General features: G+C 72.4%; 24 protein-coding genes. 19 read left to right on the forward strand and 5 right to left on the reverse strand.

The window, feature by feature from the left end; translation table 11 throughout:
* Window positions 1-43: 43 nt before the first annotated feature.
* Window positions 44-862, reverse strand: a complete 819-nt coding sequence (locus tag JSX79_RS12065; protein ID WP_267484370.1) for a polysaccharide deacetylase family protein — start codon at window positions 860-862, stop codon at window positions 44-46.
* Between the two features lie 338 nt (window positions 863-1,200).
* On the opposite strand from JSX79_RS12065, the gene JSX79_RS12070 reads away from it, so the two are divergent.
* From JSX79_RS12070 to JSX79_RS12090, 5 genes are all read left to right on the forward strand, one after another.
* Window positions 1,201-2,394, forward strand: coding sequence for a zinc-dependent alcohol dehydrogenase (locus JSX79_RS12070; protein WP_229086477.1), 1,194 nt, complete (start codon window positions 1,201-1,203; stop codon window positions 2,392-2,394).
* On the forward strand, window positions 2,394-3,431 hold the full coding sequence (locus JSX79_RS12075; RefSeq protein WP_229086479.1) for an NAD-dependent epimerase/dehydratase family protein: 1,038 nt from the start codon (window positions 2,394-2,396) through the stop codon (window positions 3,429-3,431). Before JSX79_RS12070 ends, JSX79_RS12075 begins: the two co-directional genes overlap by 1 nt.
* A 75-nt stretch (window positions 3,432-3,506) precedes the next feature.
* Complete coding sequence (locus JSX79_RS12080) at window positions 3,507-3,854, forward strand: SHOCT domain-containing protein (RefSeq protein ID WP_229086481.1); 348 nt, start codon at window positions 3,507-3,509, stop codon at window positions 3,852-3,854.
* 9 nt (window positions 3,855-3,863) lie between these two features.
* Window positions 3,864-4,283, forward strand: coding sequence for a DUF6314 family protein (locus JSX79_RS12085; protein WP_229086485.1), 420 nt, complete (start codon window positions 3,864-3,866; stop codon window positions 4,281-4,283).
* Between the two features lie 4 nt (window positions 4,284-4,287).
* The gene (locus JSX79_RS12090; RefSeq protein ID WP_070417213.1) at window positions 4,288-4,953 is read left to right on the forward strand and encodes a pentapeptide repeat-containing protein; all 666 of its coding nucleotides are present in this window, start codon (window positions 4,288-4,290) and stop codon (window positions 4,951-4,953) included.
* On the opposite strand, the gene JSX79_RS12095 is transcribed toward JSX79_RS12090, so the two are convergent.
* Window positions 4,938-5,927, reverse strand: a complete 990-nt coding sequence (locus JSX79_RS12095) for an NAD(P)/FAD-dependent oxidoreductase (RefSeq protein WP_229086487.1) — start codon at window positions 5,925-5,927, stop codon at window positions 4,938-4,940. The two genes, JSX79_RS12090 and JSX79_RS12095, sit on opposite strands and share 16 nt — an antisense overlap.
* Window positions 5,928-5,994: 67 nt before the next feature.
* On the opposite strand from JSX79_RS12095, the gene JSX79_RS12100 reads away from it, so the two are divergent.
* Window positions 5,995-6,606 (forward strand): helix-turn-helix domain-containing protein, encoded by a 612-nt coding sequence (locus JSX79_RS12100; RefSeq protein WP_229086489.1) that lies wholly within the window; start codon window positions 5,995-5,997, stop codon window positions 6,604-6,606.
* On the opposite strand, the gene JSX79_RS12105 is transcribed toward JSX79_RS12100, so the two are convergent.
* Complete coding sequence (locus JSX79_RS12105; RefSeq protein ID WP_229086491.1) at window positions 6,603-7,259, reverse strand: hypothetical protein; 657 nt, start codon at window positions 7,257-7,259, stop codon at window positions 6,603-6,605. The two genes, JSX79_RS12100 and JSX79_RS12105, sit on opposite strands and share 4 nt — an antisense overlap.
* Before the next feature lie 137 nt (window positions 7,260-7,396).
* Between JSX79_RS12105 and JSX79_RS12110 the strand changes: the two genes are divergently transcribed.
* Window positions 7,397-8,368 (forward strand): nucleoside hydrolase, encoded by a 972-nt coding sequence (locus JSX79_RS12110; protein ID WP_229086492.1) that lies wholly within the window; start codon window positions 7,397-7,399, stop codon window positions 8,366-8,368.
* A 28-nt stretch (window positions 8,369-8,396) separates the two neighbouring features.
* Here JSX79_RS12110 and JSX79_RS12115 read toward each other — a convergent pair whose 3' ends face one another.
* Window positions 8,397-9,383, reverse strand: coding sequence for a LacI family DNA-binding transcriptional regulator (locus JSX79_RS12115; protein WP_229086494.1), 987 nt, complete (start codon window positions 9,381-9,383; stop codon window positions 8,397-8,399).
* Between the two features lie 96 nt (window positions 9,384-9,479).
* Here JSX79_RS12115 and JSX79_RS12120 point away from each other — a divergent pair, with 96 nt between their 5' ends.
* Genes JSX79_RS12120 through JSX79_RS12175 form a run of 12 tightly spaced genes read left to right on the forward strand, consistent with a single transcriptional unit; the run spans window position 9,480 to window position 20,812 of the window.
* A complete protein-coding gene (locus tag JSX79_RS12120; RefSeq protein WP_229086496.1) occupies window positions 9,480-10,745 on the forward strand; it encodes an extracellular solute-binding protein in 1,266 nt (421 codons plus the stop codon).
* A 5-nt stretch (window positions 10,746-10,750) separates the two neighbouring features.
* Complete coding sequence (locus JSX79_RS12125) at window positions 10,751-11,791, forward strand: carbohydrate ABC transporter permease (RefSeq protein ID WP_229086498.1); 1,041 nt, start codon at window positions 10,751-10,753, stop codon at window positions 11,789-11,791.
* A complete protein-coding gene (locus JSX79_RS12130) occupies window positions 11,788-12,753 on the forward strand; it encodes a carbohydrate ABC transporter permease (protein ID WP_083295110.1) in 966 nt (321 codons plus the stop codon). The genes JSX79_RS12125 and JSX79_RS12130 overlap by 4 nt, the downstream gene beginning before the upstream one ends.
* Before the next feature lie 10 nt (window positions 12,754-12,763).
* Window positions 12,764-13,588, forward strand: a complete 825-nt coding sequence (locus JSX79_RS12135; protein WP_071296578.1) for a Type 1 glutamine amidotransferase-like domain-containing protein — start codon at window positions 12,764-12,766, stop codon at window positions 13,586-13,588.
* Window positions 13,585-15,492: an amylo-alpha-1,6-glucosidase gene (locus tag JSX79_RS12140; RefSeq protein ID WP_229086499.1), complete on the forward strand. Its 1,908-nt coding sequence runs from the start codon at window positions 13,585-13,587 to the stop codon at window positions 15,490-15,492. Before JSX79_RS12135 ends, JSX79_RS12140 begins: the two co-directional genes overlap by 4 nt.
* A 37-nt stretch (window positions 15,493-15,529) precedes the next feature.
* Window positions 15,530-15,961, forward strand: a complete 432-nt coding sequence (locus tag JSX79_RS12145; RefSeq protein WP_071296579.1) for a MarR family winged helix-turn-helix transcriptional regulator — start codon at window positions 15,530-15,532, stop codon at window positions 15,959-15,961.
* Window positions 15,962-16,019: 58 nt separating this feature from the next.
* Entirely contained in the window at window positions 16,020-16,661 is a 642-nt protein-coding gene (locus JSX79_RS12150) for an MBL fold metallo-hydrolase (protein WP_229086500.1), read from the forward strand.
* A gap of 54 nt (window positions 16,662-16,715) precedes the next feature.
* Window positions 16,716-17,435: an HAD family hydrolase gene (locus JSX79_RS12155; RefSeq protein ID WP_229086501.1), complete on the forward strand. Its 720-nt coding sequence runs from the start codon at window positions 16,716-16,718 to the stop codon at window positions 17,433-17,435.
* Complete coding sequence (locus JSX79_RS12160) at window positions 17,432-17,944, forward strand: VOC family protein (RefSeq protein WP_229086502.1); 513 nt, start codon at window positions 17,432-17,434, stop codon at window positions 17,942-17,944. Before JSX79_RS12155 ends, JSX79_RS12160 begins: the two co-directional genes overlap by 4 nt.
* Window positions 17,945-17,958: 14 nt before the next feature.
* Window positions 17,959-18,441 carry a GNAT family N-acetyltransferase gene (locus JSX79_RS12165; RefSeq protein WP_229086503.1) on the forward strand — a complete coding sequence of 161 codons (483 nt, stop codon included), beginning with the start codon at window positions 17,959-17,961 and terminating at the stop codon, window positions 18,439-18,441.
* A 53-nt stretch (window positions 18,442-18,494) separates the two neighbouring features.
* Complete coding sequence (locus JSX79_RS12170) at window positions 18,495-19,115, forward strand: TetR/AcrR family transcriptional regulator (protein ID WP_070417197.1); 621 nt, start codon at window positions 18,495-18,497, stop codon at window positions 19,113-19,115.
* Window positions 19,112-20,812 carry an MDR family MFS transporter gene (locus JSX79_RS12175; RefSeq protein WP_229086504.1) on the forward strand — a complete coding sequence of 567 codons (1,701 nt, stop codon included), beginning with the start codon at window positions 19,112-19,114 and terminating at the stop codon, window positions 20,810-20,812. Before JSX79_RS12170 ends, JSX79_RS12175 begins: the two co-directional genes overlap by 4 nt.
* Before the next feature lie 345 nt (window positions 20,813-21,157).
* On the opposite strand, the gene JSX79_RS12180 is transcribed toward JSX79_RS12175, so the two are convergent.
* Window positions 21,158-22,156 carry a LacI family DNA-binding transcriptional regulator gene (locus JSX79_RS12180; protein ID WP_229086505.1) on the reverse strand — a complete coding sequence of 333 codons (999 nt, stop codon included), beginning with the start codon at window positions 22,154-22,156 and terminating at the stop codon, window positions 21,158-21,160.
* Between the last annotated feature and the right edge of the window lie 59 nt (window positions 22,157-22,215).

The following is a 22,215-nucleotide window of genomic DNA, read 5'->3' on the forward strand; positions in this document are numbered from 1 at the left end:
TTCTCACGCTGACCCCGGCCCCGGTCCCGCGCGGGGTCCGCGGTCAGCGTGAGAACACGTCGTCCAACGTGTACGTCCCGAGCCGACGCTGCCGGACGAGCGCGCCCAGCCGGGGGAGCGCGTCGATCGTCCCCGGGAAGTTCGCGTGCCCGATCACGATCCGGCCCGGCGTGAACCACTGGTCCGCGAACCCGACGATCTGCCCGGCACCGATGTCTCCGGAGTCCGCGAGCGTGCCGTACCAGAGCAACGGCGTGGTGTAGCCGACCCGAGCGGCCACCGCGTCGACCCGGGCGTCGTGGTACCCGAACGGCGGCCGGAAGTACGGGCGCGCGTCGACGCCGAACGTGCGCTCGATGAACTCGTGGTTGCGCGTCAGCTCGTCCTCGATGGCCTGGTCGCCGAGCTTCGTCAGCGCCGGGTGGTCCCAGGTGTGGTTGCCCATCTGCACCTGCCCCGACTCGACGAGGGGCCGGAGCACGTCGGCGTGCTCCGTCCAGGAGGGCCGCGCCCCGTTCACGAAGAACGTCAACCGAGTGCCGGTCGCGGCGGCGAAGCGGGCGTAGGCACCGACGACGTCGGAGGACGCTCCGTCGTCGACGGTCCACGCGATCCCGGGCGTCCCCGCCGGTAGTCCGGTCACGGTGCCCGCCGGGAGCGGCGTCCTCGAGATCGTCGGCTGCACCCACGTCGGTGTCGGCGTCGGAGTGGGCGTCGGCGTCGGGGAACGCGTCGGGGTCGGTGGGTGCGTCGCGACGGCCTCCCGTCGTGGTCCGGTCGGCGAGCAGGCGGAGAGCGCCCCGGCGGCGAGCAGGGCGCCCGCTCCGGCGAGCAGGGAGCGGCGGGTGGTGCGGTGGTCCATCGGCACCAGCTTCGGTCGACCGGCCGGTCGGGCGCATCGGCTGGCGGGACGATCCGGTTGGCCGGTCGGCCACCTGGCGCGGGCACGGGACTGCGCACGGCGACGACGAGTGCGCACGGTGCACGGCGCGCAGACGTCGTTCCGATGCGCACCTCCGGCAGGCGGCTGACGCGGGACCCGGGGGCGCCGCGGGCGGGCCAGGAGGCGCGGGTCGCGTCCGCCACGGAACGCGCTGACCGGACGGGGCTGGGAACGCACCACGGGGCGGGCGGGTACCGACGTGGGGAGACGAGCCGCGCCTCCTGGCCGGCCCGAAGCGACCACGAGAGGAACGCGACGTGCGCGCACTGACCTGGCAGGGCACCGAGAAGGTGTCCGTCGAGACCGTCCCCGACCCGACCATCCAGGAGCCGACCGACGCGATCGTGCGGATCACCTCGACCGCGATCTGCGGCTCCGACCTGCACCTCTACCGGGTGCTGGGCGCCTACATCGACAAGGGCGACGTCCTCGGCCACGAGCCGATGGGCATCGTCGAGGAGGTCGGCTCCGCCGTCACCAACCTCAAGGTGGGCGACCGTGTCGTCGTCCCGTTCAACATCTCCTGCGGCCACTGCTGGATGTGCCGCAACGGCCTGCAGTCGCAGTGCGAGACCACCCAGACCACCGAGTACGGGACGGGCGCCTCGCTGTTCGGCTACACGAAGATGTACGGCCAGGTCCCCGGCGGACAGGCCGAGTACCTCCGCGTGCCGCACGCCGACTACGGACCCATCGTCATCCCGGACGACGGCACGCCCGACGACCGCTGGCTGTTCCTCAGCGACATCCTGCCGACCGCCTGGCAGGCCGTCCAGTACGCCGACGTGCCCGAGGGTGGGACGCTCGCGGTGCTCGGCCTCGGTCCGGTCGGACAGTTCGCCGCCCGCATCGGCGCGCACCTCGGCTACCGGGTGCTCGCCGTCGACCCCGAGCAGGTCCGCCGCGACCTGGGGGCGAAGCACGGTGCCGAGGTGTTCGACCTGACGAAGGACGTCGTGCCGCAGCTCATCGACCTGACCGACGGTCGCGGTCCCGACGGTGTCGTCGACGCGGTCGGCATGGAGGCGCACGGCAACCCGGTCGCCGGGTTCGCGCAGCGCGCCGCCGGACTCCTGCCCGACGCGATCGCGCAGAAGGCCATCGAGGTCGCCGGTGTCGACCGGCTCGCCGCCGTGCACGCGGCGATCGACCTGGTCCGCCGTGGCGGCACGGTCTCGTTGAGCGGTGTCTACGGCGGTCGAGCGGACCCGATGCCGATGTTCACGCTGTTCGACAAGCAGATCACCGTCCGCGAGGGGCAGTGCAACGTGAAGCGCTGGATCGACGACATCATGCCGCTCGTGCAGGACCCGTCGGACCCGCTCGGCACGCTCGACCTGACGACCCACCGGGTCTCGCTCGAGGACGCCCCGCACATGTACGAGGTGTTCCAGAAGAAGGAGGACGGCTGCGTGAAGGTCGTGCTCGACCCCGCACTGGCCGCCGCCTGATGCGGATCGTCGTCGTCGGCGCGACCGGCAACCTGGGGACCGCCGTGCTGCGTCGGCTGGCAGCGGTCCGTGCCGAGGGCACCTCCGTCGAGGTCGTCGGGGTCGCCCGGCGGCTGCCGGACCTCCGTGCCGAGCCGTACGGGACGGCCGTCTGGCACGCCGTCGACATCGGCGCCCCGGACGCGGTCGACCAGTTGGCCGCCGTCTTCCGGAGTGCCGACGCGGTGGTCCACCTCGGCTGGGCCCTGCAACCGACGCACGACATCCCGGCGCAGTACCGGACGAACGTGACCGGGACCGCCAACGTCCTCGAGGCCGTGGCGCGCGTCGGCGTCCCCCAGGTCGTCGTCGCCTCGTCCGTTGGCGCGTACCGCGGGGTCGACGTGGACGGCAAGCGGACGCCCGTCGACGAGGAGTTCCCCGTCACCGGCATCCCGACCGCCACGTACTCGATCCACAAGGCCGAGAACGAGGCGGCGATGGACGCCTTCGCCGCTCGCCACCCGGACGTCGTCGTGACCCGGCTCCGCCCCGGACTGGTCTTCCAGCGCAGCGCCGCCGCCGAGCTCCGCGGACTGTTCCTCGGACGTCTCGTGCCGATGTCGATCGTCCGGTGGATCCGCTGGGCGGTCCTGCCGTTGCCGCTGCCGTTCGTGTTCCAGGCCGTGCACGCCGACGACGTCGCCGATGCCTTCTGGCGCGCGATCGACCGACGTGCCGGCGGGGCGTTCAACATCGCTGCCACCCCCGTGCTCAACCCGCCGAGGATGGCGCGGGCGTTCGGGATGCTCGGGGCGATCCGAGCGCCGATGTGGCTGATCCGCGGGCTCGTCACGCTCACGTGGCGGCTGCGGTTGCAGCCGACGGACGCCGGGTGGGTGGACATCGCGGCCCAGGTGCCGATCATGCGGACCGACCGGGCGCGGTCGGTGCTCGGGTGGGAGGCGCGGCACACCTCCGAGGAGGCCTTGCGCGAGCTCGTGGCCGGGTTCGCGGACGGGGCGCGGGTGCCGGGGTCGGGGCCGTTGAGCGGGTGAGGGTGGCCCCTTCGCGGGGCAGCGCCCGGGCCGGGGAAGCGCTACGGTCGGATCGTTCCGACGAAGGGGGACGGCGTGTTCGGGGATCTGTACAGCGACGGCAGCGGCGGGTTCGGGGGTTTCGGCGGGCTCGGCGACTTCGGCGCGTTCGGGGTCCTGTTCGGCGTGGGCTCGGCCGTGATCGGTCTCGGGTTCGTCGCGATCGTGGTGACGATCGTCCTCCGCAGCGCCCGGATGGCGAAGCGGGGCCAGAACCCGTTCACCATGGAGGAGGACCTGGCGTACCAGGCCATGCAGAGCCGGACGCTCGCGCCCGAGAAGTCGCTCGAGCAGCGGCTCGCCGAGCTCGACGACCTGCGCGCCCGCGGCGTCATCTCCGACGAGGAGCACCGCACCGCCCGCACCGAGGCCCTCCGCGGCTAGCCTGGGCGGGTGCTGCAGCCCATCGACCTGCTCGGGGAGTGGACCCTGCGCCGCACGGTCCACGACCGGCGGGCCGGGGTCGACGGCCTCGTGACCGGGACGACCACGCTGACGCGCGCGGCCCCGGACGAGGTCCGCTGGGACGAGACCGGCACGATGGCCTTCGACGGGCGGACCGTCCCCGTGGCACGGACGCTCCGGGTGCGCCGGGGCCCGGACGACCGCTGGACCGTGCACTTCGCCGACGGCCGGGTGTTCCACGACTGGGTCTGGGGATCAGCGGTGTCGCACGCGTGCGCGCCCGACGACTACTCCGGGGTGCTCGCCGGGGACGCCGAACGGTGGACGGTCCGGTGGGAGGCACACGGTCCCGCGAAGGACTACGTCCTCGACAGCACGCTGCGACGTCGGTCCCACGCGGCAGACTGAGCGCATGCCCCGCAGCTCCGGTACCGACGCACCGCGCATCACCCTGACCGAACCGACGGACCTCGACGACTGGACGCCCGGTCCCGGCGACGTCCTCACGGGCGACCGGATCGAGGGGAAGCGCATCGACGTGTTCGACCTCGCGGGGGAGCGGCTGCCGGACCTCGAGATCGAGGAGTCGGTGATCGGCACCCTCCGGGTCGACGGCGCCGACCTCCGGGGACTGCGGGTGCGTGACTCGGTCGTCGAGACGCTCGACGCGCCGGTGCTCCGGGCGTCGAGCAGCTCCTGGCGCGAGGTCCGGATCGCCGGCGGCCGCATCGGTTCCGCCGAGCTGTACGACGCGGGGCTGAACGGCGTCGAGTTCGTCGGGATGAAGCTCGGGTTCGTGAACCTCCGCGGCTCGACGCTCACCGACGTGGTGTTCCGCGACTGCGTCGTCGACGAGCTGGACATCGCCGATGCCCGACTGCTGCGGGTGTCGTTCGAGGGGACGAGGATCCGCGCGGCCGAGGGCTCGAACACGCGGATCGAGCACGTCGACCTCCGCGCCGCCGACCTCGACCGGGTGGAGCGGCTCGAGGGGTTCCGCGGCGCGACGATCGCCGCCGACCAGCTGTACACGCTCGCGCCGCTCCTCGCGGCCCAGGCGGGCTACCGCGTCGACTGACCCGCCAGCGCGGACGCGGTCGCCAGCGCGCGCGCCAGGTCGGCCTGCACGAGGTCGCCGTGCACCGCCGCGCCCGCCTGCGTCCCGGCCGCCGCCGACGCGATGACGGTCGCCATCGGCGCCGCCACGTTCCCGGCCGCGTACACGCCCCGCACGCTCGTCTGTCCGGCGGCGTCCACCGTCAGGGCACTCGCGTACCGGTGGTCTCCCATGAGCTGATCGGTGGCCTCGAGCCCGAGTCCCTCGAGGAACCCGATGCGCGCCTCCGCCGTGCTCGCGGCGGCCAGGGCGTCGAGCGCCACGAACTCGCCGGACACCAGCGAGACGCCGGTGAGCCGATCACCGTCGGACACCACGTCGCGCACCGGTCCCGTCACGACCCGGACACCGCGGGCGGCAAAACCGGCCAGGGTGGTGTCGTCGACGAGCGCCGGGTCCGTGACGAAGGCCGTCACGTCCTCGCTCAGCGCGCGGAACATGAGCACCTGGTGCGCGCCGATCGGCGACGTCACGAGCACGCCGATGCGCTGGTCGCGGATCTCCCACCCGTGGCAGAACGGGCAGTGCACCACACCGCGCCCCCACTGCTCGGCGAGGCCCGGGACCTCCGGCAGGACGTCCACGGCGCCGGAGGCGACGACCAGCCTGCGGGTCGCGAGGATCGCGCCCGACTCCAGCGTGACCGAGAAGCCGACCGGGTCGACACCGTCACCGTCCGTGGCGGACGCGGCCACGATCCTCCCGGTCGTCACCTCGACGCCGTAGGCGGCCACCTCGTCGCGGCCGACCGAGCCGAGCTCCGCTGGCGAGGCGCCCTCGCGCCCCAGGTAGTTGTGGACCCCCTCGGCGCGGGCGTTCCGCGGCTCGCCGGAGTCGACGACGAGCACGGACCGTCGCGACCGGCCGAGGACGAGTGCTGCTGACAGGCCGGCGGCTGCTCCGCCGACCACGATGACGTCGTAGTGATCACGCATGCCTGCATCCTGCGGATCCGTGCGCGCAGACGGCAAACATCCTTGCCGGTCTGGCAACATGGTTGGCATGACGACGGATCGGGAGGAACGGATCACCCCGCGCACGACGGCCGAGGTCGTCGACGGGGTCGGTCCACGACTGCGCGCGCTGCGGACGCGCCGTGCCGTCACGCTCGCGGCGCTCGCCGCCGAGACCGGGATCTCTGTGTCGACGCTGTCGCGGCTCGAGTCGGGCCAGCGGAAGCCCACGCTCGAGCTCCTGTTGCCGCTCGCACGGGCGTACCAGGTGCCCCTCGACGACCTGGTCGGGGCGCCGAGGACCGGGGATCCACGCGTGCACCTCGCGCCGGAGCGGCACGGCGGCCGGGTGGTGGTGCCGCTCACCCGACGGACCGGCGGCGTGCGCTCCTTCAAGCAGCTGATCCCGCCGGAGCCCGCGAACACCGATCGATCCCTCCGGACGCACGAGGGCTACGAGTGGCTCTACGTGCTGTCCGGACGGCTCCGGCTGCTCCTCGGCGACCGTGACTTCGACCTCGGACCGGGCGAGGTCGTCGAGTTCGACACGCACACGCCGCACTGGGTCGGGAACACCACGGACGAGGTCACCGAGGTGCTGTGCCTGTACGGGCCGCAGGGCGAGCGGGCGCACATCCGGTCGCGGCCCGCCGACCGCTAGAAGACGTGTGCGATGACGTCGTCGAGGAGACCCGACGTCGGCGTGTTCGACTGCTGGACGTGGATGCCGACGTCGCCGCGGGTGTAGTACGTGTCGCCGTCGGTGACCGGGTACTCGGCGTTCTGCGTGATCTTCTGGCAGCGGTACCCGTAGCCGTCGAGTGAGCAGTCGTACCCGTCCAGTGCCGTCTTCAGGTGCTCGTACGCCTTCGTCGAGTCCACGGTCGCGACCCGGATCGACAGGAACGAGATGTCCGCCCGCGGGTCCTTCCAGACGCAGGAGAGCTGCTTGCCGTCCGGCTGGAGCACCGGGGTGAGGTCGTCCTTCGGCACCACCACCGGGTCGCCGACCACCGTGGGGTCGTTCAGGGGCGAACCCGCGAACGAGGAGTCCCACTTGCCCGCCGTGATGAGGGCCTCGCACGAGTCCGGGATCCGGCCGGCGTCGTCGTCGACCCCGGGCACCGGGGTGATCGTCGAGGTCGGATGCGGGGTCGAGCCCGGCGTGGTCGGGGAGGCGCTCGGAGCCTCGGCGGACGTCGTCCCGGTCGGGGCAGGGTCGGCGCCGGTCGAGCCCTGGGCGCAGCCGGTGAGGGCCAGCGCTGCGAGCGCGATCGCGATCGCCGTGCTCCCCGTGGTCGTCGTCCGTCGCATGTGCTCCCCCTGGTGCCGCGATCACGGGCCGGTCGGCGGCCCCGCAGCCGACCGTAGTCGTCGGCGTCCCCGGACCGGTCCGATCGTCATCGGATCGTGTCCGGGGTGGTTCCCGCCGGCGATGGGAGGATGACCGGGTGACCACGCCCACCGTCCCGCTCTTCCTCGACTGCGACACCGGCGTCGACGACGCCCTCGCCCTCACCTACCTGCTCGACGTCCCGCACGTCGACCTCGTCGGCATCGGTACGGTCTCCGGCAACACCGACGCGGCGACCGCTGCCGTCAACACCGCGGCGCTGCTGGCCCTGTGCGGCCGGACCGTGCCCGTCGCGGTCGGCGCGCACGACCCGATCGGCGGCTCGTACGGCGGCGGCGCACCGCACGTGCACGGGGTGAACGGCATCGGCGGAGTCGACCTCCCGCCGGGTGTCGCGGCCGCGGAGGACCCCGCCGCCGAGCTCCTCGTCCGGCTGGCCCGCGACCACGCAGCCGGTGACCGGAAGCTCGACGTCTTGGCCATCGGCCCGCTCACGAACCTCGCCGTCGCGCTCGAGGCCGAGCCGCGTCTGCCGGAGCTCGTCGGCACGCTGACGATCATGGGCGGTGCCGTGTGGGACGCGGGCAACGTGTCGCCCACCGCCGAGGCGAACGTCCACAACGACGCCGAGGCCGCCAGGCGGGTCCTCCGCGCCGGATTCGATCTCGTGCTCGTGCCGCTCGACGTCACCCGGCAGCACCGCTTCGACGACGCCGATGCCGACCGGTTCACGGCGGCCGGCGATCCGCTCCGGGTCGCGCTCGGCACGATGCTGCGCAGCTACGTCGACTTCTACGAGTCGGTCGACCGCGTCCGTCGCGCACCGCTCCACGACCCGCTGGCGGCGGCCGTCGCGGCGGGCGAGGTCGAGCCCTCCGTCCGGACCACGCCGCTCGACGTGGTGGTCGGTGGGGTCGAGCACGGCCGGACGGTCCCCGCTGCGGACGGGCCGGCGGTCCGTGTCGTGGTGACGGCCGACGATCGTGCGGCGGACGTCATCCGCGAGCGCATCCTCCACGTCGGCACGGTGTCGAGCGGGTCGGTCGGGCGCGACGGCGTCGGTCGGTAGCGCAGCGACACGCCGTGGTCGCGCGGTCTCAGCTCCGCCAGACCACCCGCGGAGCCAGCAGGCGGTGTCCGGTCGACGCGGGCAGGACGGTCCGACCGGCGCCCATGAGCAGTTCGATCGCGGCCGCGGCGACCCCGCCCAGGGGCTGCTCCACGCTGGAGATGCCCACCGCCTCGGCCACCGGGGTGTCGTCGTAGCCCACCACCGGCACCGCCGCCCCGAGCGCGAACCGGGCTCCGAGGGCGAGGGTGTCCGACGCACAGACGAGCGCGTCGAACCCGGCGCCGTCCTCGACCGCCGCCGCGACCGTGCCGGTGGCCGCGGTGACGTCGTCCTCGCACGTGAGCCCGGGATCGTCGGGCAGCCCGGCCGCGCGCATCGCGTCCCGCCAGCCCCGTCGGCGCTCGTCACCCTGTCCGGACGGGCTCGGCCAGCCCAGGAACCCGATCCGGCGGTGCCCCTGCGCCACAAGGTGCTCGGTCGCGTCGTGCACGCCCGCGTACCCGTCGACGTCGACCCAGGGGTGCGGCGCGGCGTCCATGTCCGGTAGACCCCACGGCCGGCCGAAGGTCACGAAGGGGATGTCCCGGGCGCCGAGCCACGCCGCGCGGGGATCGCCGTGGAACGTCGAGGTGAGGACGAACCCGTCGACGTCCGAGCCCTCGACGAGGCGTTCGATGTGTGCGAGTTCGTCGTCGACGTCGGTGGCGGTGAAGAGCAGGATGCGCATCCCGCGCAGGTCGGCACACTCGACGAGCGCGTGCAGGAAGCGGTCGAGCACGGCGCCGGAGATGCCGTGCACCGGTTCCAGCCGGACGCCGAGCGTGGAGCTCTGGCGGGTGCGGAGCCGGCGGGCGGACGCGTGCGGCCGGTACCCGAGGTCGTCGATGGCGGCCCGGACCCTGGTGAGCGTCGCGGGGCGGACGACCTCGGGCCGGTTCAACGCGTTTGACACCGTCTGCCGTGAGACGCCCGCGGCGAGGGCGACGTCGGCGACGGTGGCGGGATGCGACATGGGGTTCACCGTAGCGCCTCGCAGGTGTATGGTCGACTCGTTTGATCGATCAAATTTGAACGATCGAAGTACTGCACTCGACGAGGAGTCCCCCTGATGCAACGACGCACAGCACGCATGCTGACCGCGGGAGCGATGGCGCTCACCGCAGCTCTGACCCTCTCCGCCTGTGGCTCCGGCTTCTCGAGCTCGGGCGGCAACGGTTCCGGCGGTGGCGCCGCGAAGCTCACCTCGAGCGACGACCCCCTCACCGTCCTCATCGGCTCGTCGGGCGACGCCGAGACCGCCGCCGTGAAGAGCGCCGCCGCCGCGTGGTCGAAGTCCTCGGGCACCGACGCGACGGTGCAGCCGGCGAACAACCTCGACCAGCAGCTCGCCCAGGGCTTCGCGGCCGGCAAGCCCGCCGACGTGTTCTACGTCAGCACGTCATCCCTCGCCGGGTACGCCGCGAACGGCTCGCTGTTGGCCTACGGCGACCAGCTCGAGGACACGAGCGACTTCTACCCGACGCTCACGAAGTCGTTCACCGTGGACGACCAGCTCTACTGCGCGCCGAAGGACTTCTCCACCCTCGCGCTGTTCATCAACACGAAGGACTGGAAGGCCGCCGGGCTGACCGACAGCGACGTCCCGACCACCTGGGACCAGTTGCGGACGGTCTCCGAGAAGCTCACCCGCGACGGACGGGTCGGACTCACGACCAGCCCGCAGATCGAGCGTCTCGGGGCGTTCATGACCCAGGCCGGCGGTGCCCTGACGAACAGCGCCCAGACGAAGGCGACGGTCGACTCGGCCGCGAACGTCGAGGCCCTCGACTACGTGAAGAGCCTGCTCGACGACGGCTCGATGAAGTTCTCGAGCGACCTCGGCGAGAGCTGGGGAGGTGACGCGTTCGGCAAGGACAAGGCCGCGATGACCATCGACGGCAACTGGCTCACCGGGGCGATGTCGTCGAGCTACCCGAGCGTGGACTACAAGGTCGTCGCCCTGCCGAAGGGCCCGAAGGGTGCCGGCACGCTGCAGTTCACGAACTGCTGGGGCATCGCGAAGGACTCCCCGAACCAGAAGGCAGCGCTGTCCTTCGTCGAGAAGATGACGAGCACCGACCAGCAGCTCGCGTTCGCGAAGGCGTTCGGTGTGATGCCCTCGGTCGAGTCGGCCGCCGGCACCTGGAAGCAGGAGTACCCGCAGTACGCCGCGTTCCTCGACCAGGCGGACGCCGCCCAGGGCCTGCCGAACGCGTCCGGGACCGCCGACGTGATCGCCGACTTCGACTCGAAGCTCGGCAGCCTCAGGACGACCGACACCAAGACCCTGCTCGAGGGCGTCCAGAAGAACATGGCCGCCGCGCTGAAGGGCTGACGGACGTGTCCCGGAAGAACCGTGCCGAAGCCGTCTCGGGCTGGCTGTTCACCGCGCCGACGATCATCGTCCTCGGCCTGTTCCTCGCCGTGCCGGTGGTCATGGCGGCCTGGGTCAGCGTGTCCGACTGGCGGGGTGTCGGCAGCCCGTTCTCGTCCGACGTCTCCTTCGTCGGCGGGCAGAACTACGCCAAGATTCTCGGCGGCGGAGGCCTCGACGAGCAGAACTTCGGCACCGCGCTGCGGAACAACCTCTGGTACGTCGTGTTCGTCGTCCCGCTGCAGACCGCCGTGGCGCTCGGGCTCGCCCTGCTCGTCAGCGGTCGGGCACTGCGCGGGCGCGGGTTCTTCCGGACCGCGTTCTACTTCCCCTCGGTGACGAGCTCGGTCGCCATCACCGTCCTCTGGCTGTTCCTGTTCTCGTCGACGGGAGCCGTCAACAAGATCATCAGCTGGGCGGGGATCAACGGACCGAACTGGTTCAACGAGCCCACCGGCCTGTTCCACCTCGGCGCAGGCACGCCACCGGCCTTCCTCGCCGACCACACGATGCTCGGCATCTCGTGGTGGGAGTGGCTCGCCGGTCCGTCGGTCGCGATGACCGCGTTCATCCTGCTCGCGGTGTTCACGACGAGCGGCACCTTCATGCTGCTGTTCATCGCGGCGCTGCAGAACCTCTCACCGGAGGTCGACGAGGCGGCGATGATCGACGGCGCCGGGTCCTGGACGCGGTTCTGGCGGGTCACCCTGCCGCAGCTGCGCCCGACGCTCTTCACGGTGCTGACGCTCGGGCTGATCGGGACGTGGCAGGTCTTCGACCAGATCTACACGGGCACGAAGGGCGCCCCGGCGAACACGACGCTCACGCCGGCGTTCCTGTCGTACACGTCCGCGTTCCAGAGCCAGCAGTGGGGCGTCGGCGCAGCCATCGCCTTCATCCTGTTCGGCATCATCGTCGTCTTCACGCTGCTGCAGCGGTGGGCGCTGCGCGACCGCCCGGTGTCCCGCCGTCGGATGCGGTGGATCGAGAAGGGGAGCACACGATGACCAGCGCACCCACCCCGGCGACCGCAGGCGGCGGGACCGAGCCGACCCGCGCCTCCAGGGCGGCAGTGCCAGGAGGCGCGGTGCCGGACCTCGGCGCCACCACCGTCACGCAGGCACCCGGCCCGGGCCGGCGGCCACGTCGGCTCACGCCGCGGAGCGTGGTGCTGCTGGTGTTCGGCGTCCTGATCGCCGTCGTCTACCTGCTGCCGTTCTACGTCGCGATCGTGAACGCGTTCAAGACCGACCAGGACGCCTCCCTGCACCCGCTGGCGCTCCCCGTCACCTGGACCGGCGCGGCGTTCCAGACCCTCTTCGAGAACTCCGACTTCGGGATCTGGGCGATGAACTCGATCATCGTCGCGGTCTTCGTCACGCTCGGCCGGATCTTCTTCGACTCCCTCGCCGGGTACGCGTTGGCGCGACTGCGGTTCCCGGGTCGCCAGACCGTCTTCGCCCTGCTCATCGCCGTCATGGCGGTGCCGGGCGTGGTCCTGCTCATCCCGAAGTTCCTCGTGATCAACCAGCTCGGCATGTACGACTCGTACTCGGGCATGATCGTGCCGTTGCTCGTGGATGCCGCCGGGGTGTTCATCATGAAGAACTTCTTCGAATCGATCCCGGTGAGCGTCGAGGAGCAAGCGAAGATCGACGGTGCCGGCACGTTCCGGACCTTCTGGTCGGTCGTGCTCCCGATGGCGCGTCCGGCCGTCGTGACGATCACCATCCTGTCGTTCCAGGGATCGTGGAACGAGCTCGCGCACTTCATCGTGTCGACCTCGTCGCCCGACCTCACCACGCTCACGAAGGGCGTCGCATCACTGGCGTCGGGCGCGCTGAGCGCCGGGAACCAGTTCCCGGTCAAGCTCGCGGCGGCCTTCGTCATGACCATCCCCGTGGCGGTCGCGTTCTTCGTGTTCCAGAAGCGCATCATGAACGGCAGCGACGGGGCGGTCAAGGAATGAGCACCCCGACGTGACCGCCACCGAACCCACGATCCTGGCCACCTGCGGCGGTCTGGTCGGCGGCGAGTGGGACGACTCGGCGTACGGTCCGCTCCTGTTCGAGGCCGTCCGGCTCGCCCGCGTTCCCGCCGGTCGGCCGCCACGCGTGTTGCACGTGAACACCGCCGGCGGCGACCAGCGGACCGTCGAGGGGGCAGAGCTCGCCGCGGCCCGTACGGCCGGTGTCGAGGCGTCGCACCTGCGGTTCTTCCCGAGACGGAACGTGCCGTCCCTGCGCGACGCCGTCCTCGGTGCGGACGTCGTCTGGGTCTCGGGCGGCTCCGTGGTCAACCTCCTCGCCGTGTGGCGTGCCCACGGTCTCGACGAGGTCCTCCGTGAGGCCTGGGGAGCCGGGGTGGTGCTCGCCGGTGGATCGGCCGGCGCGCTCTGCTGGCACACCGGCGGCGTCACGCAGAGCCACGGCCCGCAGCCGTCGGTCCTCGCCGACGGACTCGGCTTCGTGTCCGGCTCGCTCGGTGTCCACACCGACTCGGACCCGGACCGGTCGCCGGTCTTCCGCGCAGCCGTCGCGGCGGGGGACCTCCCGGCGGGCATCGAGCTCGACGAGGGCGTCGGCGTCGTCCACCGTGGGCGCTCGGCCACGTTCGTCGAAGCCGTCACCGACCACGACGGAGGCGGCGCGGTGCGCATCGCCCGTGCCCCCGGCGACCCGACCGGCATCCGTGCCGAGCCCCTGCCCGTGCGTCGCCTGCCGGACGCACCCCGATCCGTACCGAGCTGGACACCCAGCGCCTGGACCCCGTCCCCCGAACCCGTCGACGAGGAAGCCCCATGACCTCCACCACCACGAACACCACCACCGCCGCTGCCACGACCGCCACGCTGCAGCCCCTGCTCCACGACGAGGTCGCCGTCATCGCGGCACCGACGCAGGCATGGTCCGGTCGGGACGGTGCCATCGGCGCGAACCCCGTGCACGGCTACTGGACCGGCGACCAACGGTTCGTCTCCGCCGTGCGCGTCAGCGTCGAGCACTCCGCGGTGGAACCGATCGCCGTCGTGCCCGCCGGTGCCCGCGAGGTCGTATTCACCGGACTCCTGCGCGGCCTCGACGGTACCGGCGCCGATCCCGACGTCCGCCTCGACCGTCGTCGGACGGTGCGCATCGACGGGGTGGCCGAACGCCTGCGCGTCACCGATCGGCTCCAGGGGCCCGGCGCGAGCACCGCGGAGCTCGTCGTGACCGTCAGGCTGACCCCGGACGCTGCCGGGATGGACGCGGTGAAGGCCGGTCACGGCCCCCAGCCGGTCCCCGCCGACGCCTCGGACCAGGCCGCATCGTGGACCTCGGGCTCCGTACGGGTCCGGCTCGACGCCCCCGGCGCATCCGTCCGCGTCGAGGACGGTGACGTCGTGCTGCGCTGGCGGACGGAGCGCGCGCACCAGGTCGACCTCGCGTGGGACTGCGCCGTGGAGACGCCCGACGCCGTCGTCACCGGCGTGACGACCCCGCGCCCGTTCGACGTCCCGGCCGGCGTGCAGGACGACCGGCTCCGGCGCTGGCTGGAGCGTGCCACCGACGATCTCGACGCCCTCCGGCTGGCACGGCCCGAGGGCGAGTTCATCGCGGCCGGCGCCCCCTGGTTCTTCACCCTGTTCGGCCGCGACGCGATCTGGGCCGCCCGCTTCCTGCTGCCCGTCGACACCAGCACCGCCGGGGGCACCCTCCGGGTCCTCGCCGCGCTGCAGGGCACCGCGGACGACCCCGCGACCGCCGAGCAGCCCGGCAAGATCATGCACGAGCTGCGCCAGGCGTCCCTGCCGGTCGACAACGACGAGATCTCCCTGCCACCGCTCTACTACGGGACCGTCGACGCGACGGCGCTCTGGGCGTGCCTGCTCCACGACGCCTGGCGTGCGGGGCTCCCCGACGCCGAGGTCGAGGCCCTCCTGCCGACGCTCGAACGCGCCCTGGCGTGGATGCGCGACCACGGCGACGCCGACGGCGACGGGCTGCTCGAGTACGTCGACGAGTCCGGCCGAGGGCTGGCGAACCAGGGCTGGAAGGACTCCGGGGACAGCGTGCAGTGGCGGGACGGCACCCTCGCCGACGGCCCGATCGCGCTGTGCGAAGTGCAGGGCTACGCGCACGAGGCCGCGGTGCACGGTGCCGACCTGCTCGATGCGTTCGGCCGTCCCGGCGGCGACGAGTGGCGTGCCTGGGCCGCGCGCCTGGCCGATCGCTTCCGCGACGCCTTCTGGGTGGCCGACGACATCGGTCGGTACCCGGCGATCGCCCTCGACGCCCGCAAGCGCCCCGTCGACTCCGCCACGAGCAACATCGGCCACCTGCTCGGCACCGGCCTGCTCACCCCGGACGAGGAAGCCGTCGTCGCAGCACGCGTCGTGAGCCCGGACCTGGCGAGCGGCTTCGGCCTCCGGACCCTCTCCACGACCGCCGCCGGGTACTGGCCGCTCAGCTACCACGGGGGCACGGTCTGGGCGCACGACACCGCCGTGGTGATCACGGGCCTCGTCCGGTCCGGACACCACGACGAGGCCCGGGTCCTGTCCGAGCAGCTGCTCGCCGCGGCGGTGGCGTTCGACTTCCGGATGCCCGAGCTGCACGCCGGTGACGACGCGTCCGCCGTCACACGTCCGGCCCCGTACCCGGCCGCCTGCCGCCCGCAGGCCTGGAGTGCCGCCGCCGCCTTCCCCGTCTGGGTGGCGCTCCGGTAGGCCGCCGTCGCAGGGATCCGGCGGTACGGTCGAGGGCATGACGACGACCCCGGACGACCTCGCCGAGGAGCTCCGCGAGTCGATCGGCCGGATCGTGCGGGCCACCCGGGCACTCACCGACGAGCTGCCGCAGGCGCAGAGCGCGAGCCTGGGCCTGCTCGACCGGCAGGGGCCGCAGACCATCGCCGAGCTCGCGCGGGCCCGCGGCGTGAAGCACCAGGGACAGTCGCGGACCGTCGCGGAGCTCGAGGAGCGCGGCTTCGTGGAGCGAGGCGTCTCCGACGGGGACCGGCGGGTCTCGGTGATCCGGCTGACGGACTCGGGCCGCACGGTCATGCTCCGGGAACGGAGCGCCCGAGCCGGGGCGTTCGCGTCGGTGATCGGCTCCGAGCTGTCCGAGGCCGAGCGTGCGGCACTCGCCAGGGTGCCGGAACTGTTCGACCGCATCGCGGCGAGACTCGAACGGTGAACGCCCTCTCATCCGGATCGACCACGTCGATGTACAACACTGTTGTAGACTCGTCGACATGGAGCTGACGAAGTACAACCACGCCACCGTCGTCCTCGAGCAGGACGGCGCCACCCTCGTCATCGACCCGGGCACGTTCACGCCGGAGGGCGCCGACCTCGCGACGGCCGCCGTCGCCGTCCTCGTCACCCACGAGCACTTCGACCACTTCGACGTCGACGCCGTCCGTACCGCCCTCGACGCGAACGACGCCCTCGTGGTGCGCGGGCCCGCCGCGATCGTCGACCAGCTCGGCGCGCACGACGGCCGCGTCGCCGCGGTCTCGGCCGGTGACGCGTTCGAGGTCGGCCCGTTCTCGGTGCAGGTCTTCGGTGAGGAGCACGCCGTCATCCACGGCGACATCCCGACGATCGCGAACGTCGGCTACCTCGTGAACGGCGCCGTGTTCCACCCCGGCGACGCCTACCTCGTGCCCGGCGTCCCGGTGCAGACCCTGCTGCTGCCGACCAGCGGCCCGTGGACGAGCACCGCCGAGGCCGTCGACTACGTCCGCGCGGTCTCCCCGGAGCACGCCGTGCAGATCCACGAGGCCATGCTCAGCGAACTCGGGCAGCAGTCCGCCGCGCGGTTCCTCGGCCCGGACGGTCTCGGACCGGTGCCGGTGCAGATCCTGCCCGCCGGCGAGTCGATCACCGTCTGACGGACGTGACGCGCCCCTGAGAGGCGATCCGCGCCTCCAGGGCAGGGTGGAGGGATGCCCGACGCACCCTCCACCGCCGTCCTCTTCGACATCGACGGGACCCTCGTCGACTCGAACTACCCGCACATCGACGCCTGGTGGCGGGCGTGCACGGCAGCGGGCGAGTCCGTCGACGCCTGGCGGATCCACCGCGCGATCGGCATGGACTCGGCGAAGCTGCTCGAGGAGCTGCTGCCGGACGCCACCGACGAGCAGCGCGACACCGTCAAGCAGTTCCACACCGCGTACTACGCCGAGCAGATGCCGCGGTTGCGGCTCCTCCCGGGTGCCCGTGAGCTGCTCCGGTCCGTCGCCGAGGCCGGTCACGCCGTCGTGCTGGCCACGAGCGCGCCCGAGGACGAACTCGTGCGCCTGCGCGAACTGCTCGACGCCGAGGCGTGGATCACCGCCGTCACGAGCTCGGAGGACGTCGAACAGGCCAAGCCGGACCCCGGGATCATCGAGGTCGCACTCCGGAAGGTCGGCGTGTCCGCCGATGCCGCGGTGATGGTCGGCGACGCGATGTGGGACGTCGAGTCCGCCGGACGGGTCGGTGTGCCCTGCGTTGCCGTGATGACGGGCGGGATCGGCGGCGACGAGCTGCGCCGGGCCGGGGCGGTCCGGGTGTACGACGACGCGGCAGCGGTCCTCGCCGACCTGCGGGCCGGCAGGGGCCCCATCGCGGACCTGGCGGGCCGCGCCGGGGGAGCCGCCGGCAGCGGGGCGGGCGCGTGAGCGTCCGCGGCGTCGACCACATCGGACTGACCGTGCCCGACGTCGACGCGGCCAGCGCGTTCCTCGTCGACGCGTTCGGTGCCGAGGTGCTCTACGACACGCTCCCCGACGACCAGCCTCCGAAGGGCGGCGCGGCGACGACGTCGCGCCTCGGTGTCCCCGGAGACGCCCGTGAGGTGCGGATCCGGATGCTCGCGCTGCCCGACGGCCCCGGCATCGAGCTGTTCGCCTTCGACCACGTCGAGCAGGACGCCCCGGCGGTGCCGTCCGACCTCGGGTGGCAGCACCTCGCGCTGTACGTCGACGACCTCGACGCCACGCTCGACCGGGTCGTGGCCGCGGGGGCGACCGCGCTCGGCGCACCCCGCCCGCTCCCGGGTCCCGAAGCCGGCGACCGGAACCGGTTCGTGTACGTCCGTACCCCGTGGGGCAGCACCGTCGAGCTCCTGACCTACCCCGATCCCCAGCCCTACGAGGAGCACACGTCGCGCCGACGCTGGCATCCGTGACAGGATCGTCGGTCGTGATCACGATCGAACGCGTTCGGTGGGACGACCCCCGTGGTGTGGCGCTCCGCGCCCGCATGGACGAGGAGATGCACGAGCGCTACGGCGCCGCGAACGGCGACGAGGATCCGGCGGTGACGGCCGAGCGGGGCCGGGCGCTCGCCGTGGACCCGGCGACGATCATCACCTCGATCCTCGCGATCGACGAGGACGGCGAGGCCCTCGGGCACATCGCCGTCCGGCGTCTCGGTGACGAGGTCGAACTGAAGCGCCTCATCGTCCTCGCCGCCGCCCGCGGGAAGGGCGCGGCCACGGCGCTGCTCACCGAGGGGGAGCGCGTCGGGCGTGAGGAGGGCGCAGCGCGGCTCATCCTGCAGACCGGCGACAAGCAACCCGAGGCCGTGGCGCTCTACGAGAAGACCGGCTGGACCCCGATCCCGGTGTACGAGCCGTACGCCGCGACGATGCCGTGGTCGTTCTGCTTCGAGAAGGCGCTCTAGCGGTACCCCACTTCCACATTGCACTCTCAGTCCAATAGTGCAATTCTTGTCCGGTGAGCACCACCGAACGCACCCGCGCGCTGCGCCGACGCATGATCGTCGAGGCACGTCGGGCGACCATCGAGCACGGGCTGCACGGCTTCACGATCGAGCAGCTCTGCGAGACGGTCGGGGTGTCCCGGCGGACGTTCTTCAACCACTTCGCGTCGAAGGACGACGCCGTGCTCGGCATCGAGATCAACGCGGACGTCGAAGCCATCGACGCGTACGCCGCCGGCGGTGTCGTCGCGGCCGACCTCGAGCCGCTGGACTCCATCGTCGCGCTGGCGATCGACCAGTTCCACCGGGCCGGCATCGACCGCGCCGACGAGGTCCTCGTCCGCGGGGTCTTCGAACGGGAGCCGGCGCTCGTCGCCCGGTTCCTCTCGGCCACCGACGTGCAGCTCGGCCGCATCACCGACGCCGTACGAGCGCGCTTCGGTTGGGGCGACGCCACCGACCGCCGTGCGCGGCTCGTCACCGAGGCCGCCGCAGGGCTGCTCAAGGTGACGGCGGAGACCTACTTCGACGACGCGTTCGACGAAGCGACCGGCCCCGCGTTCGACGAGCTGCTCACCCAGAACCTCCGCCTGATGAGGGCGGCCATCACGACCGGACAGGACACCACCGAATGAGCGCCACCGCGCCGGGCACGACCAAGCGTGCCCGCCCAGGCTCCGACGGACCGCTGCTCCTCACGCAGCGCCGGATCTGGATCATCTTCTCCGCGCTCATCGCGGGGATGCTGCTCTCCAGCCTCGACCAGACCATCGTCTCCACGGCGATGCCCACCATCGTCGGCGAGCTCGGCGGCGTCGCGCACCAGGCGTGGCTGACGACCGGGTACCTGCTCGCCTCGACCATCGTGATGCCCGTCTACGGCAAGTTCGGTGACGTCCTCGGCCGCCGCAACCTGTTCCTCATCGCGATCGCCCTGTTCACCATCGCGTCGGCCGGGTGCGCCTTCGCCGGCGACTTCACCCAGCTCGTGGTCTTCCGTGCCATGCAGGGCCTCGGCGGCGGCGGCCTGATGATCCTGTCGCAGGCGATCATCGCGGACATCGTGCCGGCCTCCCAGCGCGGCAAGTACCTCGGGCCGCTCGGTGCGATCTTCGGCCTCTCGGCGATCGGCGGCCCGCTGCTCGGCGGGTTCTTCGTCGACCACCTCACCTGGAACTGGGCGTTCTACATCAACATCCCGGTCGGCATCGCCGCGTTCTTCGTGGCGTGGTTCGCGCTGACCCTGCCGAGCAAGAAGGCGACGAAGCGCATCGACGTCCTCGGCGTGCTCTTCATGTCCGCCGCGACGACGTGCCTGGTGTTCTTCTCGGAGTTCGGCGGCAGCAAGGACCACGGCTGGGACGCCCCGGAGACGTGGGCCTGGTTCGCCGGTCTCGTCGTGTCGGCAGCGCTCCTCGTGCTCGTCGAGTCGCGTGCGGCGGACCCCGTCCTGCCGCTGTCGTTCTTCCGGAACCGCACCTTCCTGCTCGCGACCGGCATCGGCCTCGTGCTCGGCATCGGCATGTTCGCGGCGATCGGCTTCGTCCCGACGTTCCTGCAGATGGCGTCCGGCACCTCCGCGGCGGTCTCGGGTCTCCTGATGCTGCCGATGATGGTCGGCCTGATCGGGACCTCGATCGCGTCCGGCAACCTGATCACCAAGACCGGTCGCTACCGGATGTTCCCGATCATCGGGACGATCCTGGTCGCCCTGGCGATGCTCGCGATGACCCAGCTCGCGGCGGACACCCCGATCTGGCTCATCTGCGCGTACCTGTTCGTCTTCGGTGCGGGCCTCGGCCTCATCATGCAGGTGGTCGTCCTCGTGGCGCAGAACGCGGTACCCGCCGAGCAGGTCGGTACCGCCACGTCGACGAACAACTACTTCCGCGAGGTCGGCGCCTCCCTCGGCACCGCCGTCTTCGGTGCGCTCTTCACGGCGCGGCTCACGACGTCGCTCACCGACGTGTTCCGCGGCGCCGGCGGATCGGCGACCGACGCTGCGTCGTCGGCGGGCAGCATCGACCCCGCGACCGTGGCGAAGCTGCCGGAGGCGGTGCAGGACGGCATCGTGAACGCGTACGCCGACTCCCTGGCGCCCGTGTTCTGGTACCTGCTGCCGTTCATCGCGGTGGCGTTCCTGCTCGCGCTGTTCCTCCCGCAGATCAGGCTCTCCGACACGGCCGGCATGGTCGCCCGTGGCGAGGCGGTCGGCGGAGCCGAGGCCGACGAGCTCGAGCGGGCGCAGCGCGCGGGGCACACGGCCGGCGCGGCCGAGCCGCAGCCGGAGCCCGAGTCGGCGGATGCCGGTCCGGACCGTCCGGAGCGCTGACCGCGCGATCCACGAAAGCGACAGTCCCCCGCAGGATCCCTGCGGGGGACTGTCGCTTCCGCTGCACGGACCCGCCGCGGCGGCGCCGATCTGTCGCTTCGGCGGGGTGGTCCGGACCACCGCCGGCCAGGAGGCGCGGTGCCAGCTCGCACCGCGCCTCCCGTCCGCCACGGCGCGCGCCCACCGCGCCCCGCTCGCGAAAGCGACAGGCTGCCGCCGGATCTCGGCGGGTACCTGTCGCTTCGGCGGGGTGATCACCGCACGGTCGCCGCACATCGTCGCTCTCGCGGCACGAACCGCCGCGGTCCGCAGCCGCGCGCGGCGCCCGCGCGCCGCGACGGCGCGCTACGCGCCCGTGCTCGCGCGGCGCACCAGGCGCGTGGGGAGCGCCGCGGCCTCCGGCGCGGTGCCGTCGAGCGTCGCGAGCAACCGCAGCGCCGCGGCCCGGCCGAGGTCCGCGCCGGGGAGTGCGACGCTCGTCAGGGCCGGCGCCGTGACCGAGGACGACGGCAGGTCGTCGAACCCCGCGACGGCGAGTTCGCCGGGGACCGCGATGCCGAGCTGCCCGGCGACCCGGAGCACCCCGTACGCGAGGGTGTCGGCAGCCGCGACGACCGCCGTGACGTCGTCCTCCTGCCAGGCCTCGAGGACGTGCTCGGTCGCCGAGGCCGCGGCGTCCACCGTGAGGTCGGCGCGGGCGGTGACCTCGGAGACCTCGATGCCGACGGCTGCGCACTCCTGTTCGAAGAGCTCCCGACGGACGCCGAACGTCGCAGCCCGCGAGGTCCCGTCGAGGTACCCCACCCGCCGGTGCCCGCGCTCGTGCAGGTGGGCGACGAGCTCGTGGACACCGGGGGAGAGGTCGTAGTTGACGGCCTCGGGGCCGCCCGGTGCATCGAGCAGCACCACGGGGACGGTGGCGGTCATCGTCTCGTCGGCGGCGGGCGCGTCCACCAGGATGCCGGCCGGTCGGAGCCGCTCGAACCGCCGGACGTCGGCGGCCACCGGCTGGGCCCCGCGCTCCGTGACGGAGAGCACGAGCTGGAAGCGGTCGCCGACGGTGTCGCGCACGCCGCGGATCACCTCGGCGAAGAAGGGGTTCGACAGGTCGGGGGCGATCAGGACGACGAGGTCGCCGCTGCCCCGCGCGAGTGAGCTGGCCGCGTGGTCGACGACGTAGCCGAGTTCGTCGACGGCGTCGCGGACCCTCGTGGCGATCGGCACGGAGACCCGGCCGCGGTCCTTGCCGTTCACGACGAGCGACACCGTGGCGATGCTCGTCCCCGCGCGCTCGGCCACCATCGCAGCGGTCACACGACGGCCGGGGGCGGCGGAGGATGGCACGCGTCGATGCTACCGAGCGCGGACCGCGCAGTTCGGGTCCGCCGCCGATGACTTGACGT

Origin of the sequence: Curtobacterium sp. GD1, assembly GCF_020882855.1 — a bacterium.
In the GTDB taxonomy this organism is placed as follows: domain Bacteria; phylum Actinomycetota; class Actinomycetes; order Actinomycetales; family Microbacteriaceae; genus Curtobacterium.

What these genes read in the sequence shown, in the direction of transcription:
- JSX79_RS12065 (WP_267484370.1), bottom strand. Translation starts at nt 862, where the DNA reads ATGGACCACCGCACCACCCGCCGCTCCCTGCTCGCCGGAGCGGGCGCC.
- JSX79_RS12075 (WP_229086479.1), top strand. Translation starts at nt 2,394, where the DNA reads ATGCGGATCGTCGTCGTCGGCGCGACCGGCAACCTGGGGACCGCCGTG.
- JSX79_RS12090 (WP_070417213.1), top strand. Translation starts at nt 4,288, where the DNA reads ATGCCCCGCAGCTCCGGTACCGACGCACCGCGCATCACCCTGACCGAA.
- JSX79_RS12095 (WP_229086487.1), bottom strand. Translation starts at nt 5,927, where the DNA reads ATGCGTGATCACTACGACGTCATCGTGGTCGGCGGAGCAGCCGCCGGC.
- JSX79_RS12100 (WP_229086489.1), top strand. Translation starts at nt 5,995, where the DNA reads ATGACGACGGATCGGGAGGAACGGATCACCCCGCGCACGACGGCCGAG.
- JSX79_RS12105 (WP_229086491.1), bottom strand. Translation starts at nt 7,259, where the DNA reads ATGCGACGGACGACGACCACGGGGAGCACGGCGATCGCGATCGCGCTC.
- JSX79_RS12115 (WP_229086494.1), bottom strand. Translation starts at nt 9,383, where the DNA reads ATGTCGCATCCCGCCACCGTCGCCGACGTCGCCCTCGCCGCGGGCGTC.
- JSX79_RS12120 (WP_229086496.1), top strand. Translation starts at nt 9,480, where the DNA reads ATGCAACGACGCACAGCACGCATGCTGACCGCGGGAGCGATGGCGCTC.
- JSX79_RS12130 (WP_083295110.1), top strand. Translation starts at nt 11,788, where the DNA reads ATGACCAGCGCACCCACCCCGGCGACCGCAGGCGGCGGGACCGAGCCG.
- JSX79_RS12140 (WP_229086499.1), top strand. Translation starts at nt 13,585, where the DNA reads ATGACCTCCACCACCACGAACACCACCACCGCCGCTGCCACGACCGCC.
- JSX79_RS12145 (WP_071296579.1), top strand. Translation starts at nt 15,530, where the DNA reads ATGACGACGACCCCGGACGACCTCGCCGAGGAGCTCCGCGAGTCGATC.
- JSX79_RS12150 (WP_229086500.1), top strand. Translation starts at nt 16,020, where the DNA reads ATGGAGCTGACGAAGTACAACCACGCCACCGTCGTCCTCGAGCAGGAC.
- JSX79_RS12155 (WP_229086501.1), top strand. Translation starts at nt 16,716, where the DNA reads ATGCCCGACGCACCCTCCACCGCCGTCCTCTTCGACATCGACGGGACC.
- JSX79_RS12175 (WP_229086504.1), top strand. Translation starts at nt 19,112, where the DNA reads ATGAGCGCCACCGCGCCGGGCACGACCAAGCGTGCCCGCCCAGGCTCC.